The following is a 19,031-nucleotide window of genomic DNA, read 5'->3' as shown; positions in this document are numbered from 1 at the left end:
ACTTAACAATATGATTATAAAAGAAAAAATAGATTTCATTACTATCATTACAATAGTAATACTGACTGATTATTAAGGAATTGTTCGGAAAATATATAAAAAGAAACAATATTGACCAGACTCAGCCTTTCCGCTGCTTTGCTTGCGAGGCGAACAGAGTGCGGTAACTATCAAAGAACAGCTGTAACAATTATTCAGCTAACTTATTTTCATGTAATAATGATTATCATTTGCGAACTTACCCTAAAATCTGCAGCACTCACCAGGACCCGGGAAGTGTGCAACCCTGCGCTTTCTACGGTACCCGCTTATATCCTGCAACGGTAAAGCAGATGATCCCGAAGGCAAGCCAGTGTAAAATCGACAAATATATATAGCGGGGAACACCGAACCCGGAGGATGAATATGAAGTTTTTAGTCACTGGAGCCGCAGGATTTATCGGCTTTCATGCAAGTCAGCGCCTTCTGGAGGCGGGTCATGAGGTTGTTGGCATCGACAACATGAACGATTACTACGATGTCAATCTCAAGCAGTCTCGCCTGGATCTTTTACAGTCCCCTCGGTTCAGTTTTTACAAAATCGATCTTGCCGATCGCGAAGGCATGGCGCAAATTTTTGCTACTGAGAAGTTTGATCGGGTGATCCATCTGGCAGCGCAGGCTGGCGTGCGTTATTCGCTGGAAAATCCGCATGCCTATGCCGATGCCAATCTGATTGGTTATCTGAACATTCTGGAAGGCTGCCGACACAACAAAGTACAACATTTGCTGTACGCCTCTTCCAGTTCAGTGTATGGCCTGAACCGCAAGATGCCGTTCTCCACGGATGATTCGGTCGATCACCCGGTGTCACTGTATGCGGCAACAAAAAAAGCCAATGAACTGATGGCACATACCTACTCTCATCTCTATGGCATCCCCACAACCGGCTTACGTTTCTTCACCGTGTATGGCCCGTGGGGGCGTCCGGATATGGCCCTGTTCAAATTCACTAAGGCGATGCTGGAAGGTAAGAGCATTGACGTCTACAACTACGGCAAGATGAAGCGTGATTTCACCTACATTGATGACATTGTAGAAGCGATTGTCCGCGTGCAGGATGTCATTCCGCAGGCAGATCCTGAATGGACCGTAGAAAACGGCTCACCGGCCACCAGTTCAGCCCCTTATCGAATCTATAATATCGGTAACAGCTCGCCGGTGGAGTTGATGGACTACATCACCGCTCTGGAAGAAGCGCTGGGGATGGAAGCCGAGAAAAACATGATGCCGATCCAGCCAGGCGATGTCCTGGAAACCAGCGCGGATACCAAGCCACTGTATGATCTGGTTGGCTTTAAACCACAGACATCCGTTAAGGATGGCGTGAAGAACTTCGTGGACTGGTACAAGGCGTATTACAACGCCTGAGTGGTTACCTGATTCTTTCTGAACCGCAATCGCAGGGTTGCGGTTTTTTTGTTCCTGCGTTTTACAGAATCTTTGATGCGCATCCACTTTGGTCGGAACTCCTGCTTGATTAGTGCCCACTCCCTGAGTACAAAAACAAAAAAAGCCCGCATAGCAGGCTTCTTTTCCCTTCCGGCGCTTATCTCCGGCATCTACATCTCAGTGACGGTAGCTCTTCACAAGGATTTACTTAACATATCTGAGTAGTAGCAGTTGTATCAAGATGAATTATGCAATAATAAAAGCTACATCACACTATTGCGAAATGCGACAGAGTGTTAACAAATAGGACGTTTGAATAACATCAATAGTAATGAAATGCTACAATACTCAAACATATGTTAATTTAGTCAAACAATGTTCTAGACTCTCATAAACCTTAAAAAGCGATACAGTAAAAGTCACTTGATCTTACAGCATATTAAACAAGAATCTCAGAAAAATAATCCACTAAATGATGGATGTGAAAAATGCCGAAATCCCTATTGCGCCTGAAATATGCCATACACATTAACCATAGGATATTCTTGCTATTATATTGCTAAATGCTGCATATACATGAATTTTTGTTTGACCCTATAGTCTGAAATAAAATGAACTCATTATATATAATGTAGTAATATAAATACAAAGACAGAGACTCGCTTATAATACTCTATAACTAAATATCGATTCAAGTTATAGCTTGTTTGAAAATTACCCTGGCAGTAAACACTGCCAGCTTTGCTAGCTCAATATATATCCTTTAATGCCTGAACACCACCTAAACTATTAAGATGCTGGCGATCATAGTAAATAGCATTATTGCGAATCATATATTGACATCCGACTTTTTCACATAAGCTATCGCTTGGATCAATTATTCTCACACCTGTGGACGATATATTATCAATTACTAAATCCACATTACTATTTTTTTCTTCAATTCTTTTCGAATAACCATTTATATCATGGCTAGCAATTAATACGTCACCTACAAAAGATCTAAGAGGAATATTATTGATCAGGACTTCCTTAACCACATCAAATTTAAACATTGGTACATCTTTCACAAGAATTATCTGCTTCCCATTTTCTCTAAGAATTTTAATTGTTTCGCGCAAACCTAAATTAAATGCGGCCATGTTATCCATACTTCTATCCCCAGAGAAAGAATGATAACCATTAGAACCATTTAATTTATCAATCCCTGCATCCCAGAAAGCAGATAGAATAACAAACTTAATTTTTTTATTATTTAATACTAAATCCATAACTTTCTTATTGAAGTTATTACAAAGCGTAGCATGTTCCGGATTTTTACCGATGAATCTTGGAGTGTCAATGATGTTGGGACAGGACGATTTTGTTAGCTGATAGACCGAAAATTTGTTTAATTCCGCAAAATGATTTACCCCAGCCCTTAGTGCAGCTGCATGGCTATCCCCTAATAATGCAACCGCATCATTGTTGGTGTCGGGAATACACTCAGAAAAGTTAGGTAATTCATCAGTGTCTGCGACAAGACAACGATCTGAAATGCTATTATGCCGATTATTTTCAGTTACAAGTACTACATTATTTACTCTGTTCGGCATTCCCCCACTAACAAAGAACATGGACATTGGGAAGATCATTATACAGATAATAAAAAGGTAACCGCAAATTATCTTTTGATTTGAAAATAATTCTCTTTTCCTGAACGGAAGTTCGACAAATCTATATGAAAGATATGCAATAATTAATGATGCACACGAGATAATAATACCTTTATATCCAGGTAATTGCTCATTATATGCGATTCGAGAAAAACTTAATAGAGGCCAGTGCCACAGATACCATGAATATGAAATTAAGCCAATAAAAACCATCGGCCTATTACTTAGAAATATATTACTTACTCTTCCTTCTGATAGAATAATTAGTGCTGCACCAATAACAGGGAATGATGCTAAATACCCAGGAAACACAGTATCATCGTTAAATGTAATTGCAGGTACAAAAATACATGCCATACCAACAAAGAATAGTTTGTTTTTATTATTGTGTACTATTCTAGAAAATGCAAGCTCTTTATATTTTAATGAAAGTAATACCCCAACCCCCATTTCCCATGCTCTTGTAGGTAACAGGTAGAATGACGGTAAAGGCATAATATAAGAGAGAGTTATGCATAGCATAAATGACAGTAATGTTACCAAAACTGTTATTTTAAAAAGGTCAATTTTTCTCGTGAAACATAATGTAAAAATTATAGGAAGAAATATATAAAACTGCTCTTCAACACCTAATGACCAAGTCATTAATAATGGATTTAATTCGGAACTAGAAGAAAAATAATCAACACCATGCCATAATGCTATATTAGGCACGGATAATAATGTAGCAATTACATATTTTGAAAAATCCTTCAACTCATCAGGAGACAAATAAAAATATGAAAACACAGAGCATATCAACAACATAACAATCAATGCTGGTGCAATTCTTTTAATTCGCCGCGTGTAAAAATTTGAATATGAAAAATAACGCCCAGTAACCTCTTTATTTATTATCCCTCCAATTAAAAAACCAGATATCACAAAAAATACATCAACACCGATGAACCCTCCACTAAACAAACTGACACCAGAATGAAATAAAACGACAAGTAGTATTGCAATCGCTCTCAGTCCATCAATATCACTACGATACCTAACTGCATTGTTGATAGTCATAACTTTCCGCCAATCATCCCAAAAAATTATCATATGAGTTTAATAGACTATACCAATAAGTTATCCTAGTTTAGCCCATTTTTTTGTTTGAAATTTATATATAGTAGTATTTTTTAAGCTGTTTCAATTTAGAATTGCAACCACTATGCAATGCTAGTTATTAGTTTTAACAGATATTCTGGCATGTACATTTAATATTAGAAGACACATAATCAACAAATACTAATTAATAAAACAAACAAAGTTCATTTGCATGAGTTACCCAGTAACCGGAATCAATCTAAAGAATATGACTGCGATTCATAAATTTAGGACAACGTAATGCAAAAAATTAATAGTGATGTATGGAAATACTAAAAAAGAATGAAAACCTCAGTCTACTAACCTTTCTTGGCACCGATGTAAATCAACATCCAGAAGGCTTTGAGAGCTGCATCCCACTGAAATCATAAATATTACTTAGTAGTTGAATATTATTCATGCAAAATATACACATGCTAACATAATGAAGATATGACAAGATAGAACTTCAATAAACCCAAAGAATGAAGGTCATAGCGCCTATGCCACAACGCGAAAAGTCAGCAGTTAGCTCTATCATGTTTGAGCTCTGCATAAAGTAAACTCGTTTAAGGAAAAGACTATAGAAACAACCACGTAAACATGCTAATGTTTACACATTTGTTTAGGTAGAGTATCTAAAGAGGTATCGTATGAAAATTTTCATTCTGAAGCAAACATACAAAATGACTAATTATTTGGTAGAGTAATTAACTTATGATGAGGATTAATATTGACAGTATCCATGATGTCGCCCTTAAAACATTCATATCTGTTTGTGTAATATTGCCAACAGGCAGTATATTTGGGGTGAATTTAAAATTCTTATTCTTATTTCTTGTTATTGCTTTGTCTATTATTGCAAGGAAAGGGCGTGGAATAATTAACTTATTCGTTGGAATGATACCATCTGTAGTTATAATTCTAATCTTTCTCATAATCACAATGAGTAATGTTCGCTACCTGCCTGAAACGATTGATCAGTCCAAAGATATTCTGGTGTTCTTTCTGATGTCAGCAATTTCATATTCTCTGGTTGACAGAGATCGTCGCTATGAAATCATAACGAAAACAATAATCAACTGTTTAATTATAATAGGTTTGATTAAATTTTTAATTTTTGTATATGCAACGTTAACTGGTGGTAGTGTTGCTAGTGTCGTATCAACTATATCAAAGCTATTTAATACATCATTAATGACGATGGAGTCAGATGATGTATCTATAAGTCGCATTAACTTTATGTCGGATTACATATTACCTATAGCGATATTTATTAAGACAAAGGAATATTTAAGTAAAAATTCATCACGTTTGAACTCTATTGCTATAATGATTTTAATGTATTCAATTATTATTAGTATGTCTCGATTTTTATGGGCAGCAGGTATATTAAGCTTCGCAATGGGTATAGCATCAGACATAACCAAAAAGAAAAGTATTTTTATAATATCAATTGCAGTCATTATGATGGCAGTCATATTATCATTGCCATCAGTCCAAGAAGTTATTGAATTCAGAATGGCATCTAAAGGAGTAGAACGTTCTGATGACTTACGTACCCTTCAGTTTAATGCCATATATCGCGAGTTTATAAAAGCGCCATTATTAGGAAACGGACTTGGTTATTATGTTCCAACATTACTCAGGAGTACTCTTTCAAAGTATTCGTATGAACTACAGATCCAAGCACTTTATATGCAGATGGGAATTGTTGGAGCAACAGCGTTATTACTTTTAATTATTTCAACCTTACTTACGCAAACAAAAAAATTTGGAGCTAAAAATACACTATTCTTCTTAATATTAATATCCATGTGGATATCTGGAGGATTCTTTAATCCGGTTATTTTATCATCCACAGGAGGTGTTGCGTTCATGTTATTATTTTGCACACCTGATGCTATTAAACGAATTAAGGACAAGGGGATGTAACTCCCCTTTCTCTTACTTCACAATATATAAATCACCAATATTGAGAAGTGTAATTACTTTGGCTTGGGGTTGCAACCCTGAGCCATTTTTTACATTAACCCCAGAGATGAATTTTATTGGTGACTCCGATATCAGTGTGTATTCAACATTACTTCTTCCACCTATAATTTTTTTGATTTCACCATTATCAATAAAAACCACGCCAGGAATGGCAGAAGATAGGTCTATAATTCCATTCTGATTATCTATCTTGACTCCCCAAGAGTCACCCATATCTATATCCGATAGTTTTATGGTATTTTTACATACAGTAATTGTCGATTTTTTTGTTTTTAACTCAGTAGTATCGATCCATTTACCATTAGAATCTTTTGTTGAGTTAGAAAGTGAGACATTAGACACGGTCCCTTTTAGGTCAAGGAAAGGGCTTTTCTTGCCATGAGACCAAAAGTGAACATCGGAAATTCTAAATAAACTTGACTCTTGCGTATCTCCACTAATTACAATGCATGGGATATCGGTATTTTTCCCTGTTGTTGAAAAGCTAGGCCCAACAATAGATACATCTTGTACATTCTCAAATATGAAGAATGCCCCCCCCGTACCGTTACGATAATAAAGACCGCCTACAATATGTATACTTATTGCTTTTTTTACAGAAAAAAGAGTCCCATGCCCATTAATATGACAACCTATGAGCTCTATTTGCGGAGGATAGTAATTGCTGCTGTTGTTAAAAATAATGCCATTTTTTACACCAGCCATATCGCAATTAAAGAATTTAAGGCCTTCTACACCTGGTGCAGAAGATGATTCTATATGAAACCCTGTATATAAATCATTAAACTGCAAATCACTTATAACCCATGATACAGATGCAGCATTCTTAGATTGCGCAAAAATACCGATCTGTGAACTGGGATTATCCTTTCTATTAAGCCCATCGAATTGAATATTGACGAGAACAGCATCTCTCACATCAGTAAGGTGTATTCCATAAGCCCATTCATTACTACCTTTACGTATTCTTATACGGCCATTGCATTCAAATGAGCTACTTGCATATTTATTCCCATTGGTTAAAGAAACAAATCGTATACATGCAGCATTTTTAGTTTCAGGTCCATCATAAATAAACTCACCGTTACCAAAAAATCTTAGGGCCGCATTTTCAGAACCTGTTATATCGAACATATCGCAATCAGACTTCATTGTCATTATAGCATTGGACGATGTATATATTGATATCTTGCATCCAATTCTTGTTTTTACTGCATTGTCAAAAAGATAATTCCCGTTTGGTACAAGTAGATTTCCTCCACCTCGTTTATTGAGATAGATTAATGCTAAATAAAAAGCTTCACTGGCATTTTCTTGAGTTCCAAATTTCAAAACGCTAACGGTATCATGCAACTGTTCTTTGGAATACAATTCGCGAATGTCACCTAATTCAGCAGCTTTTACAGTGTGTGATAGAGCACCAGCAGTACCAGCGCCAACCAACAATGCCAAATTTCTAGTAAAGTCTCTGCGTTTCATGCTCTTACCTTTTAACGATTAAAGATAAGAAAAGTGTAGCTAGATAAATAAGAGTTTACCATCTCACATTTACATCTTAATACAAATACAATAAAAAACCACAGAATAACACTATGTTAATAGGATGATTCCTTAAAATATATAACAGCTGTGGAATGGCCCTCAAATACAGGTATGTTAACTAAATAATTATATGTAAATAATAAAACATAACATAACCGTAAGTTAAATCAGAAAATAATTAAAACTTTTGCCATTATATTTAAATATTTTATGAGGAAATGTTTCTCGTCGACTGATATATTCAAAATCTATAGATCAAAGAGGACTAGCGAAAAATCACTAGTCCATAATCAAGTAAAGGGCTAGTCGTTGCCAAATAGATCGCGTGTATAAACTTTATCCGCGACATCACCCAGTTCTTCCGCCATACGGTTAGAAATGATGACATCTGCTTCTTGCTTAAAGGCATCCAGATCGCGAACAACGCGGGAATTAAAGAACTCATCCTCTTGCATCACCGGTTCGTAAATAATAACCGGGATACCTTTGGCTTTAATACGCTTCATAATCCCTTGAATTGAAGAGGCACGGAAGTTATCTGAGCCGCTCTTCATGATCAGACGATAAACCCCTACCACTTTCGGTTTACGCGCAAGGATAGAGTCAGCAATAAAGTCTTTACGAGTACGGTTAGCATCCACAATAGCGCCAATGATATTGTTTGGCACCGATTCGTAGTTGGCCAGCAGCTGTTTAGTATCTTTCGGCAGGCAGTATCCACCGTAACCGAATGACGGGTTGTTATAGTGATTGCCGATCCGCGGGTCCAGGCACACGCCTTCAATAATCTGCTTGCTGTTGAGGCCCTGGCTTTCTGCATAGCTATCCAGCTCATTAAAATAGGCGACACGCAGAGCAAGGTAGGTATTGGCAAACAGCTTGATTGCCTCCGCTTCGGTCGAATCGGTAAACAGCGTCGGGATATCCTGCTTGATAGCACCTTCTTTCAGCAGATTGGCAAAACGCTCTGCCCGCTCCGAACGTTCACCGATGACAATACGAGAAGGATGCAGGTTGTCATACAGCGCACGACCTTCGCGCAGAAACTCCGGGGAGAAGATAACATTGTCGATGCCCAGACGCTCTTTGATATCACGGGTGAAACCGACCGGAATGGTCGATTTAATGATCATGACGGCATTGGGGTTAATCTCAGTGACATCACGAATAACGGCTTCAACCGTTGAGGTATTGAAGTAGTTAGTTTTCGGATCGTAGTCAGTCGGTGTGGCGATAATGACATAGTCAGCATTGCGATATGCATCTTGTTTGTCAGTTGTCGCACGAAAATTCAGCGGTTTTTCGGCCAGATATTCCTGAATCTCTTTATCGACAATCGGCGACATCTTCTGGTTAAGCATATCGACTTTAGATTGTACGATATCCAGCGCAACCACTTCGTGGTTCTGCGCAATCAGGATGCCGTTCGATAAACCAACATAACCGGTACCGGAAATAGTAATTTTCATTCGATCACACTTTAATCAGTTAACTGGACGGCGGCATAGTAGCCACCCTGTAATCAACACTTCTCGCGGTTTTACTCTCTGTCCTGATGCATGTCAAGAAACAGACCAGGGATGGTTGAGAGCAAGTAGCGGAGCTCTAATATGAGGGTAAACATTCTTAACAGAATGTATTCAAATTGAGAGAGATTTATAGAAAAATCCCGGTTATTAAATAACCGGGATTTGATTACCTTCGATCAGAAATGATTATTCCATCCACTCAGTATGGAATACGCCTTCTTTATCAGTGCGCTTATAGGTATGAGCACCGAAATAGTCACGCTGAGCCTGAATCAGGTTTGCCGGCAGCACTGCAGAACGATAGCTGTCGTAGTAGGCAATGGCAGCAGAGAATGTCGGAACCGGGATACCGTTCTGAACAGCATAAGCCACGACATCACGCAGCGCCTGCTGATATTCATCAGCAATCTGCTTGAAGTACGGCGCCAGCAGCAGGTTGGCGATACCCGCATTCTGCTCGTAAGCATCAGTGATCTTCTGCAGGAACTGAGCACGAATAATGCAACCGGCACGGAAGATTTTGGCAATCTCACCGTAGTTCAGATCCCAGTTGTATTCATCCGACGCAGCACGCAGCTGGGAGAAGCCTTGAGCATAAGAAACGATTTTGCCCAGATACAGAGCGCGACGAACTTTCTCTACAAATTCAGCCTTGTCACCAGCTGGTTGAGCCTTTGGCCCCGTCAGGACTTTAGACGCAGCAACACGCTGGTCCTTCAGTGAAGAGATGTAACGTGCAAAGACAGACTCGGTGATCAGGGACAGCGGTTCGCCGAGATCGAGTGAGCTCTGGCTAGTCCATTTACCGGTACCTTTGTTGGCCGCTTCATCAAGAATCACGTCAACAAGGTATTTACCTTCTTCATCTTTTTTAGTGAAGATGTCTTTGGTGATATCAATCAGGTAACTGCTGAGCTCGCCTTCGTTCCACTCGGTAAAGGTTGTTGCCAGCTCTTCATTAGAAAGCGCCAGCCCCCCTTTCAGTAAAGAGTATGCTTCCGCGATAAGCTGCATATCGCCATACTCAATGCCGTTATGCACCATCTTGACATAGTGACCAGCACCATCAGCACCAATATACGCGACACAAGGTTCGCCATCTTCCGCACGAGCAGCAATCTGCTCAAGAATTGGCGCTACTAGATCATAAGCTTCTTTCTGCCCACCAGGCATGATGGATGGGCCTTTCAGTGCGCCCTCTTCCCCACCAGAAACACCGGTACCAATGAAGTTAAAACCTTCAGCAGACAGTTCGCGGTTGCGACGAATGGTGTCCTGGAAGAAGGTGTTACCACCATCAATAATGATGTCGCCTTTGTCCAGATACGGTTTAAGAGAATCGATCGCACTGTCAGTGCCAGCCCCCGCTTTCACCATCAACAGGATGCGGCGTGGAGTTTCGAGGGATTCAACAAACTCTTTAACGGTATAATGTGGGACCAGTTTCTTGCCCGGATTCTCGGCAATCACTTCTTCGGTCTTTTCACGGGAGCGGTTGAAAACAGAGACGGTATAACCACGGCTTTCGATGTTGAGCGCAAGGTTGCGCCCCATCACTGCCATACCGACAACCCCGATCTGTTGCTTGGACATTACATACTCCTGTCTGGTGTGGTCACTGCGACAATCTCGCAGCTTAAATGTGATGATTATGTTAGCTCAAAGTGGGTACGGAGCATAGCGCAATGTGCTTCATTTCATATCAAACAACTAATTTATTTACATTACCAAAATGGAGTAACAAACAAATTGAAATATTTAATAGTAGATATCACAATAATAAAAACAATCATTGTCGGAAGCCATTGTTTGGAATATGAATAAAAACTAATATCAACAATTTTTTTAACAAAAAATGGGAATACCAATAGTGTTATTACTATCTGTGAAACAGATAAAATTAACGATACGTACCATAGTGATGAATAAAACAAGATAGTAGAAGATAAAGCAAGTACAGTAATACCTGCTACGATATTCCAATAGAATTCCACATTTGTTTTCCCATTAGCCTGAGCAATCGCACCAGTAAGCCCTCCCATGGGTCTTAGCATTCCAAACAAAATCATAAATGGAAGTATGTCAATGATATTAAGGCGAGCAGGACCATATAAGATAGTAACAATAACTGGAGAGAAAATAAATATTACAGCAAACACAGCAGCACTAAATAGAGAAATTACGGATGTTCCTTTCAGAAAAATTGATGCTAAATTACTATTATCTTTCTGAACCTCAGAAAATCGTGGCAATGCTAGACGATTAATGACTGGAGTTATTAACTTCAGCGGTTGCATAATTAGATCTTTTGCGAGAGAATAGAGCCCCAGCGAATCCCCTCCTAATACTTTACCAATAATTATCACATCTAATTGCGTTCTAAGCTGATTAATCACCTGGGATCCAAGTTGATATATTCCATATTTAAAAACGCCAGCACAAATATCTTTTTCAAAACAGAATAATGGCCGCCACTCTTTATCACCTAAAAAAGACATAAGCAAAAGTCGGATAAAGGCATTTAGTATTAAACCTAAAATAACTGCAGATGTACGTAAGTCAGTTAAAAAAAGCATCCCTATGACAAAACAGAAAGAAATGAATTTTGCTGTCATTTCTATTTTTGCAAGCAAAATCATTCTCTTAGCTTTTATATAATGCGCTTGATATTGCGAAAGCGAACCTAAAAATATAAAATTAATACTTGCAAGCATGATAAGTGGTTCTAATTTATCCATATGGTAAAAATTAGATAGTGGCCACGCACATGCAAAAACAATTACACCTGCAAAAAGACTTAAGACGAGATTTATCCAATATATAGTACTTTGTTGTGCCCTGTTCAATTCCTGCTTGTGTACGATATAGCTACTCATCCCCATATCCTGGAGGATCATAGCAATCATTAAAACCGTATTTACAATTGCAAGTAGCCCTAACTCATTAAGGGCCAACATATGTGCAAGCACACTGATCTGGATAATTTGTAAAACTGCTGAAAAGCCGTTAGATAATAATAACCACCCTGCTTGACCTTTCATTCCACTCATTAAAGGTCCTCCAGAAGACAGGCCATTTTTTTATATTCAACATCCTGATTGAAATTTTCCTCAATTTGCAAACGTGCATTATGTATAATATCAGGAATGATTTCTTTAGTCCTAATGACTTCATAAAGTGCCTTTGCAATACTAGCCGAATCTCTTTCAGGGCAGAGCCAACCTGTTTTACTATTAGTTATCAGCTCAGGTATGCCACTGTGATATGTTGAGATTACAGGTAGCCCAGTTGCCATAGCCTCCATCAAAGCCACAGGAATACCCTCCATATCACCATTTACTGCTGTAACAGATGGGAGCAAAAAGATATGGCTATCTAATAAGATATCTCTCACTACTTCTTGAGGTTGAAAGCCAACAATCTTAACGACATCGTCAAGTTCATATTTATTAATTTCAGATTGCAATTCATCAATAAGATCACCGTACCCAACAATTTTATAGCAGAAATTAATACCGGCATCTTTTAATTGTCTACATGCATTAATTGCATACGAAATCCCTTTCTTTTCAATTAAACGGCAAACAGAAACAATTTTCAACTGTGATTCACTGAAATTTCTTTCAAGGAATGTAAAATCTTCAATTTTAATTCCCATCCTGATAACAGATATTTTTCCCGGAGAGCAACCTAGCTCTATTAGTTTGTTTTTCCATAAATTACTAATAGGTAGAAAAAGTTCTCCCTCTAAAAATAAATCTTGATAGCTACCATGATATTTATTTAGCAGTTCTTTTGCAGAAAGATCATATCCGTGAAATACAGTAGCAATTTTCCCCTGCAGACAACCACAACTCCGCAAGTAATTTGCCAATACTCCACTTGGCCCAAAATGGGCAACTATTACATCAGAAGAAAATTTTTTATCAATTTTACCTACTAATGAAGGCAGGAATAGATTAGTTGCGAATGACCGATACTTCAATATATTAAAAGGCGAAAAGTTTCCTTTTAGGATGCATTTAATCGACGAAGATACTCTCTTGCATAATGTATGTATCTTATTATATTTTCCTTTTTTTCCTTCACTCGCAAATATGAAATCAACACGCTCATCAATTCCATATTTGTAGTAATCGTCGTGAACTTTATCCATATCCCCTTGATAGAGGGAAATTATATTTACATCATGCCCCATTTCAATAAATGAAATAATCTGCTTTAATACAAAAGTTTCAGATGCGATAGGGAATTTAATACAAAAAAAAGATATTTTCATTTCCTTCCCACTTCATCAAATATATTTCTGTTAATTTCAGAACCAATTTCTCGCGTACGTTCGACTTTAATTTTTAGATTACTTTTAACCTCATCATAGTTATCTAATATATAATCCATTTTTTTTGAGATTTCTCCATTAAGTAGTTCTTTAATGTCGGCTGATAAATAATTCATATCAAGCCCTTTCATTACTCCTAATGATTTATGTTCATAATTTATTGCAACAGCAGGAGTTCCAAAGTTAATTGATATAATTGCGGAGTGCAGTCTGGTTCCAACGGTTATTTGACATTCTCTCAATAAAATACCAAGTTCAAGATCATTAATTTCATCCATCACAATATGATATTCTGATGGGTGTGATGTTAGTTTTTTTCCAACCGAATAAGCAATCATTCGATCATCATTGTTATAACTTTCGATACCAGTACATGTAGAAAATGCTACAACCTGAAATCCTTTATTTATATATGTATCAACAACTGAAGCAATTGCTTCTTCATAACGATCTTGGCTCACGCCAAGACGCTTATCAAACGGAGCCAGACGGCGGACTGTAATCGCTATAGTTGGTTTACGTTTTAAAATCTCAAGCCAATGTTCCAAGATATAATTTGTGTTTTGTATTTTGCTCTCGTTTACTAAAAAGGCAGTGTCAACACCCATAATAACTTTATCTGTAGATATACCATCTCTGATCATAATATCATAACTGACCTCCTCTCTCAGTATAAGCTTATTTACCTTCGAAAATGAATAATTAGATATTTTTTTAAAAAAATCATTTTCAAAAGGACCTACACTGTGTCCAATTAAATAAATTGGCTTCTTAGCAATGAAAGAACATAAGACATGCTCAAATTGCGGTGTCCCATAAAGGTCAACAAAGAAAGAACCACCGACCTGCATAACAGCATCATAGCTTTTCAAATCAGAAACAAACTCTGAGATATATAAAGGTAACGGAAATCTTCTAAAAAAACCTTTCCCTTCAGCATGTGACAAAAGTATTCTTGGAAGAAGATATCTATCTATTTTATTTTTTATTTTAGCAAAAAGACCAGTGTTGTTTGATTTCTTCTTCCCAACATGTAATACGTCTGGATTTATTGTTTCATTCAAAAGATAAGATGAACTTGTAGCATAGCGGCTGATAATATCTATTTCAATACTCGGGTCTATTGTACGAATGTTATCTAACAAGCCTCTTAAAATTGCACCATCACCACGATTTCCACACGTATGATTACCAACAAGTAATAATTTCATGATCCGCTCTTTTAGTTTTTTAACATCTTATGGAATTAAATATAAAAGTATTTATAGCTTACCCGTCTTTCCCTTTATTCCATCACCAATAGCTTTGAAAGCTATCTTTATATTCTTAAGTTTATTCTTTTCATTAAAAACTAACATAGTTTGATGTATGATATTCATCATATTATCTCTAAGTACGAGCATCCGCGGAACGTGTTTGTATTTAGAAAATAAGATAGCATTGCGAATTCTGTAATAACGTCTAATCGGAGAATGAACTGGTATATGAAGACCAAGGAAACTGATCATTTTATCACCGATAGCATGTTCCATAATTGCTGAAGTAGATACATAGATACTATATCCCTTGGCTAATGCTCTTAAACACCATTCAGTATCAACATAATCAATAAAGAATCGTTCATCCATATAACCAACAGAATCAAGCACTATAACAGGGACTAATGAACCTGAAGAAATAATCAGTGTAGCTTTAAACGGTGAGTCATATTCTTCAGGACTGACCTTTTTTCTAATACCAAATCGATTAAGCAGGATCTGTTTATAATAAAATTTATATCTGGAATCTATAAAGGTTGGCCCTATCATTCCAATTGTAGGATCACTAGCTTTAACTAAGTTAAAATCATTAATTAAAGATGATACAAAATCACTACTTATTTCACTGTCCTGATCAAAGAAAAGAACAAAATCTGCTCCTTGATCTTTAGCATATTGAATGCCAACATTCTGGGCCTTGGCTATTCCCTCATTTTCTTTAAGAGATATAACATTCAATAGTTCCTCTAGAAAAAGTCTATCTGCTTCTTTCAAAGTGCCATTATCAACAATAACTGGAACTACATTTTGTGTTTTAAGTGATGTAGCTAATTTTTTTACATTTTCAATTTCGGGATTATACGTTACAATAATAGCGAATATTTTATCAATTGACATCACAAATACTCTATTAGAAATTCAACATTAAATAGCACACGCAATAAAATATCATTACATTAACTTTGTAAGAAGACATTTTATAAAATATTTTGGATTTCTTTTTCTGATTGACCAAAAAACACCATCAATAATGGTTGCCTTTTTATTTTTTTGTTCAACTATAAATTTCATAAAATTAGAGTCATCAATGCTGTATATATTATTATTTCTTTTGACTAGCTCTAATAATGACTCTGTAAGTTTCTCATTCTGCGATACTCTCAGTTCTCCAGCACCATGATCATGATGCATTATATAAGTACAATTACTAAATCTTACGAATGATCCAAAAGAATAGGATAAACGCAACCAAGTATCCCAGTCCTGAAGTCTTTTGATATTCTGATCAAAACCGCCAATGTCACGTAATCGTGAAGTTAGTGTAAATATCTGATTTGATGCCGTATTATCAAAAAGCATATCTTTGTATGAAAGAATAATACTTTCTTCTGATGTTTTTTTATAATGCACTACTTCATGGCCATCTACGTATTTATCTAAGAAATTGCAACATAAAAATGAATATTTATCATCCCATTTCTTTACGAAAAAAGAAATACGTTCACTCGTAAACTCATCATCATCATCTAGACCTGTAATAAATTTTCCACTTGCATTAAATATTCCTAAATTTCTAGTAGCACAAGCTCCCTGATTAATTTCATTACGGAGATATTTTATTCGGGGATCTTGACGACACAAATCTGACATAAATGTTAATGTACCGTCACTAGAAGCATCATCACATACGATCAACTCCCAGTCTTCATATGTCTGAGCAATGACCGATGCAATAGCCCTTTTTAGTTTCTCAAGTCGATTGCATGTCGATATATAAATAGTTACTGTCGGATTATTTATCTTAATCATCCCCCCCACCTCCATTGTCTATATAACAATATGAATCTTAGAATATAATAATGAGCCAACGCGTGGCTCATTATTATTTAAATAATCTCTTTAATAACATGCAAAAGCGCATTATTCCAGTCTGACGGCGATACATTTTTTTGACTTATTTTTCTGCAATCAAGTACAGAATATCGTGGCCTTTTTGCTGCTGTTGGATATTGCTCAGTTGTTATTGCTTTAACTTCACGTATATTTCCATTCCATCCCATCTCTTTGGCTATGGAAAAAATTCTATTAGCGAAATCATACCAACTAACTACTTTATCTCCGCAGAAGTGATAAATACCACCTTCAGACTTATTATCGATTAATGTGATTATAGCAGACGCGATATCACCAGCGTAAGTTGGGCAACCATACTGGTCACTTATAATACCGAGAGATTCTTTCTCATTTCCAAGTTTAAGCATTGTTTTTACAAAGTTATTCCCATACTCACTGAATACCCATGCTGTTCTTATTATTACTGTACTTGAATATTCTTCAAGTACATACCTTTCTCCGTCAAGTTTGGTTAAACCATATACACCCAACGGATTAGTTGCGTCACATTCTTGGTATGGAATGTTTGACGCACCATCGAATACATAGTCTGTTGATACATGAACGAACATTGCATTAATGTTTCGTGCGGCTGCAGCTAAATTTGCTGGACCACGTACGTTCACAAGACGAGCAAGATCAACATCACTTTCAGCCTTATCAACTGCCGTATATGCAGCAGCATTTATGATAACATCAGGTTGATATTTTTCTATCGCATTGAAAACCGTATCTTTATTTGTAATATCAAGCTCTGTTGCATCAGTTCCCCAGACTTGCCATTCGTCAGGAAATCTATCCTTTAAACACTGACCTAATTGACCGTTTGCTCCTGTCAGTAATACTTTCATGAGAAAAGTTCCTTTAATAATTTGCCCTGCTTGTCTTTTTCAGAAAGCAATGGATTCTCAATTGGCCATTCTATAGCAATATCAGGATCGTCCCACTTAACACATCCTTCATAGGCGGGATTATAATAATCGGTACATTTATACTCAAAGTCAGCAATATCTGACAGAACAACAAACCCATGTGCCAGTCCAGGTGGTACCCAGAATTGGGTTTTGTTCTCTTCCGAAAGAATTACACCTTCCCATTGCCCATAGGTTGGGGAATCTGGTCGGATATCAACCGCCACATCAAATACTTCCCCACGCACAACGCGAACAAGCTTTCCTTGGGCATTCTGTGTTTGAAAATGTAGTCCGCGCAAAACTCCTTTTGATGAACGTGAATGGTTATCTTGCACAAAATCGAAATTTATATTTAACATTTCCTGGTAACGTTTTTTCTCGAATGTTTCCAAGAAAAATCCTCTGGCATCACCAAATACTTTAGGTTGAATAATTTTCACATCAGAGATTTTGGTATCAATAACTTGCATAATTATTTCTCCTCCACAAGCATTTGGAGATACTGCCCATATTGCGTTTTAGAAAGCACTTTTGCCTGAGTCAATACTTCATCTTTAGAAAGCCACCCTTTGCGGTAAGCTATCTCTTCAAGACAAGCCACTTTGAAGCCCTGACGCTGTTCAATGGTATGAATAAACTGAGATGCCTCTAATAGGCTCTCATGAGTACCTGTATCTAACCATGCAAAGCCGCGACCTAGCTTTTCAACATGTAAATTACCAAGTTCAAGGTACATTTCATTTAATGTAGTAATTTCCAACTCGCCACGAGCCGATGGTTTAACTTTTTTTGCCATCTCTACAACATTCTTGTCATAGAAATATAGCCCTGTGACTGCCCAGTTAGATTTGGGTTCAGATGGTTTTTCTTCGAGTGATACCGCACGATTATTTTCATCAAATTCAACAACGCCGAAACGCTCTGGGTCCATCACTTGATAGCCAAAAACAGTTGCACCGTCAGTACGTTGTACAACAGCTTCTAACTTACGCCCAAAGCTTTCACCAAAGTAAATATTATCACCCAGAACAAGTGCGCAGCTATCGCCATCAATAAATTCTTCGCCTATCAGGAACGCCTGGGCAAGTCCATCCGGACTTGGTTGAATAGCATAGCGAAATTTCACCCCAAACTGACTGCCATCGCCGAGTAAGCGCTTAAATCCTGGCATATCTTCTGGAGTCGAAATGATTAATATATCGCGAATACCGGCGAGCATAAGAACAGAGATTGGATAATAAACCATTGGTTTATCATAAATTGGCAAAAGCTGTTTAGAAGTTCCTTTAGTGATAGGATAAAGACGAGTGCCAGAGCCACCTGCAAGAACAATACCTTTCATTTTCTATTCCTTG

Annotated in this window: 14 protein-coding genes; 2 read left to right on the top strand and 12 right to left on the bottom strand. The window is 37.2% G+C overall.

From position 1 onward, the window contains the following. The first annotated feature begins 405 nt into the window (after positions 1 to 405). The gene (locus AC236I_RS08255) at positions 406 to 1,410 is read left to right on the top strand and encodes an NAD-dependent epimerase (protein WP_213894821.1); all 1,005 of its coding nucleotides are present in this window, start codon (positions 406 to 408) and stop codon (positions 1,408 to 1,410) included. Positions 1,411 to 2,180: 770 nt separating this feature from the next. Here the strand turns inward: AC236I_RS08255 and AC236I_RS08250 are convergent. Next, positions 2,181 to 4,145, bottom strand: coding sequence for an acyltransferase family protein (locus AC236I_RS08250; RefSeq protein ID WP_487608751.1), 1,965 nt, complete (start codon positions 4,143 to 4,145; stop codon positions 2,181 to 2,183). Between the two features lie 777 nt (positions 4,146 to 4,922). On the opposite strand from AC236I_RS08250, the gene AC236I_RS08245 reads away from it, so the two are divergent. Further along, a complete protein-coding gene (locus tag AC236I_RS08245; protein WP_032686789.1) occupies positions 4,923 to 6,140 on the top strand; it encodes a hypothetical protein in 1,218 nt (405 codons plus the stop codon). Positions 6,141 to 6,152: 12 nt separating this feature from the next. Here the strand turns inward: AC236I_RS08245 and AC236I_RS08240 are convergent, their stop codons facing one another. The 11 genes from AC236I_RS08240 to rfbA all read right to left on the bottom strand — a co-directional run bounded on the left by AC236I_RS08240 (position 6,153) and on the right by rfbA (position 19,018). Continuing rightward, positions 6,153 to 7,679: a hypothetical protein gene (locus tag AC236I_RS08240; protein WP_487608750.1), complete on the bottom strand. Its 1,527-nt coding sequence runs from the start codon at positions 7,677 to 7,679 to the stop codon at positions 6,153 to 6,155. A gap of 365 nt (positions 7,680 to 8,044) precedes the next feature. Then, complete coding sequence (gene ugd / locus AC236I_RS08235; RefSeq protein WP_032686787.1) at positions 8,045 to 9,211, bottom strand: UDP-glucose 6-dehydrogenase; 1,167 nt, start codon at positions 9,209 to 9,211, stop codon at positions 8,045 to 8,047. A 246-nt stretch (positions 9,212 to 9,457) separates the two neighbouring features. Then, entirely contained in the window at positions 9,458 to 10,864 is a 1,407-nt protein-coding gene (gndA, locus tag AC236I_RS08230; RefSeq protein WP_032686786.1) for an NADP-dependent phosphogluconate dehydrogenase, read from the bottom strand. 131 nt (positions 10,865 to 10,995) lie between these two features. Continuing rightward, positions 10,996 to 12,321 (bottom strand): lipopolysaccharide biosynthesis protein, encoded by a 1,326-nt coding sequence (locus AC236I_RS08225; RefSeq protein ID WP_487608749.1) that lies wholly within the window; start codon positions 12,319 to 12,321, stop codon positions 10,996 to 10,998. Beyond that, a complete protein-coding gene (locus AC236I_RS08220; RefSeq protein WP_487608748.1) occupies positions 12,321 to 13,550 on the bottom strand; it encodes a glycosyltransferase in 1,230 nt (409 codons plus the stop codon). The genes AC236I_RS08225 and AC236I_RS08220 overlap by 1 nt, the downstream gene beginning before the upstream one ends. After that, complete coding sequence (gene wcaK, locus AC236I_RS08215; RefSeq protein ID WP_487608747.1) at positions 13,547 to 14,821, bottom strand: colanic acid biosynthesis pyruvyl transferase WcaK; 1,275 nt, start codon at positions 14,819 to 14,821, stop codon at positions 13,547 to 13,549. Before wcaK ends, AC236I_RS08220 begins: the two co-directional genes overlap by 4 nt. Positions 14,822 to 14,872: 51 nt before the next feature. Beyond that, on the bottom strand, positions 14,873 to 15,766 hold the full coding sequence (locus tag AC236I_RS08210) for a glycosyltransferase family 2 protein (RefSeq protein WP_487608746.1): 894 nt from the start codon (positions 15,764 to 15,766) through the stop codon (positions 14,873 to 14,875). 54 nt (positions 15,767 to 15,820) lie between these two features. Further along, on the bottom strand, positions 15,821 to 16,678 hold the full coding sequence (locus AC236I_RS08205; RefSeq protein ID WP_487608745.1) for a glycosyltransferase: 858 nt from the start codon (positions 16,676 to 16,678) through the stop codon (positions 15,821 to 15,823). A gap of 77 nt (positions 16,679 to 16,755) precedes the next feature. Further along, positions 16,756 to 17,613, bottom strand: coding sequence for a dTDP-4-dehydrorhamnose reductase (rfbD, locus tag AC236I_RS08200; protein WP_032686785.1), 858 nt, complete (start codon positions 17,611 to 17,613; stop codon positions 16,756 to 16,758). Then, complete coding sequence (rfbC, locus tag AC236I_RS08195) at positions 17,610 to 18,146, bottom strand: dTDP-4-dehydrorhamnose 3,5-epimerase (protein ID WP_032686784.1); 537 nt, start codon at positions 18,144 to 18,146, stop codon at positions 17,610 to 17,612. The genes rfbD and rfbC overlap by 4 nt, the downstream gene beginning before the upstream one ends. Before the next feature lie 2 nt (positions 18,147 to 18,148). Next, on the bottom strand, positions 18,149 to 19,018 hold the full coding sequence (gene rfbA, locus AC236I_RS08190) for a glucose-1-phosphate thymidylyltransferase RfbA (protein ID WP_260091912.1): 870 nt from the start codon (positions 19,016 to 19,018) through the stop codon (positions 18,149 to 18,151). Positions 19,019 to 19,031 lie beyond the last annotated feature (13 nt).

It is taken from the genome of Klebsiella sp. Sb-30, from assembly GCF_057652795.1.
The sequence above is the reverse complement of the archived record's forward strand: the minus strand, read 5'-3'. Positions and strand labels throughout refer to the sequence as shown.

Coding starts and splice junctions, on each gene's coding strand:
- AC236I_RS08255 (WP_213894821.1), top strand. CDS start 406: ATGAAGTTTTTAGTCACTGGAGCCGCAGGATTTATCGGCTTTCATGCA.
- AC236I_RS08250 (WP_487608751.1), bottom strand. CDS start 4,145: ATGACTATCAACAATGCAGTTAGGTATCGTAGTGATATTGATGGACTG.
- AC236I_RS08245 (WP_032686789.1), top strand. CDS start 4,923: ATGATGAGGATTAATATTGACAGTATCCATGATGTCGCCCTTAAAACA.
- AC236I_RS08240 (WP_487608750.1), bottom strand. CDS start 7,679: ATGAAACGCAGAGACTTTACTAGAAATTTGGCATTGTTGGTTGGCGCT.
- ugd (WP_032686787.1), bottom strand. CDS start 9,211: ATGAAAATTACTATTTCCGGTACCGGTTATGTTGGTTTATCGAACGGC.
- gndA (WP_032686786.1), bottom strand. CDS start 10,864: ATGTCCAAGCAACAGATCGGGGTTGTCGGTATGGCAGTGATGGGGCGC.
- AC236I_RS08225 (WP_487608749.1), bottom strand. CDS start 12,321: ATGAGTGGAATGAAAGGTCAAGCAGGGTGGTTATTATTATCTAACGGC.
- AC236I_RS08220 (WP_487608748.1), bottom strand. CDS start 13,550: ATGAAAATATCTTTTTTTTGTATTAAATTCCCTATCGCATCTGAAACT.
- wcaK (WP_487608747.1), bottom strand. CDS start 14,821: ATGAAATTATTACTTGTTGGTAATCATACGTGTGGAAATCGTGGTGAT.
- AC236I_RS08210 (WP_487608746.1), bottom strand. CDS start 15,766: ATGTCAATTGATAAAATATTCGCTATTATTGTAACGTATAATCCCGAA.
- AC236I_RS08205 (WP_487608745.1), bottom strand. CDS start 16,678: ATGATTAAGATAAATAATCCGACAGTAACTATTTATATATCGACATGC.
- rfbD (WP_032686785.1), bottom strand. CDS start 17,613: ATGAAAGTATTACTGACAGGAGCAAACGGTCAATTAGGTCAGTGTTTA.
- rfbC (WP_032686784.1), bottom strand. CDS start 18,146: ATGCAAGTTATTGATACCAAAATCTCTGATGTGAAAATTATTCAACCT.
- rfbA (WP_260091912.1), bottom strand. CDS start 19,018: ATGAAAGGTATTGTTCTTGCAGGTGGCTCTGGCACTCGTCTTTATCCT.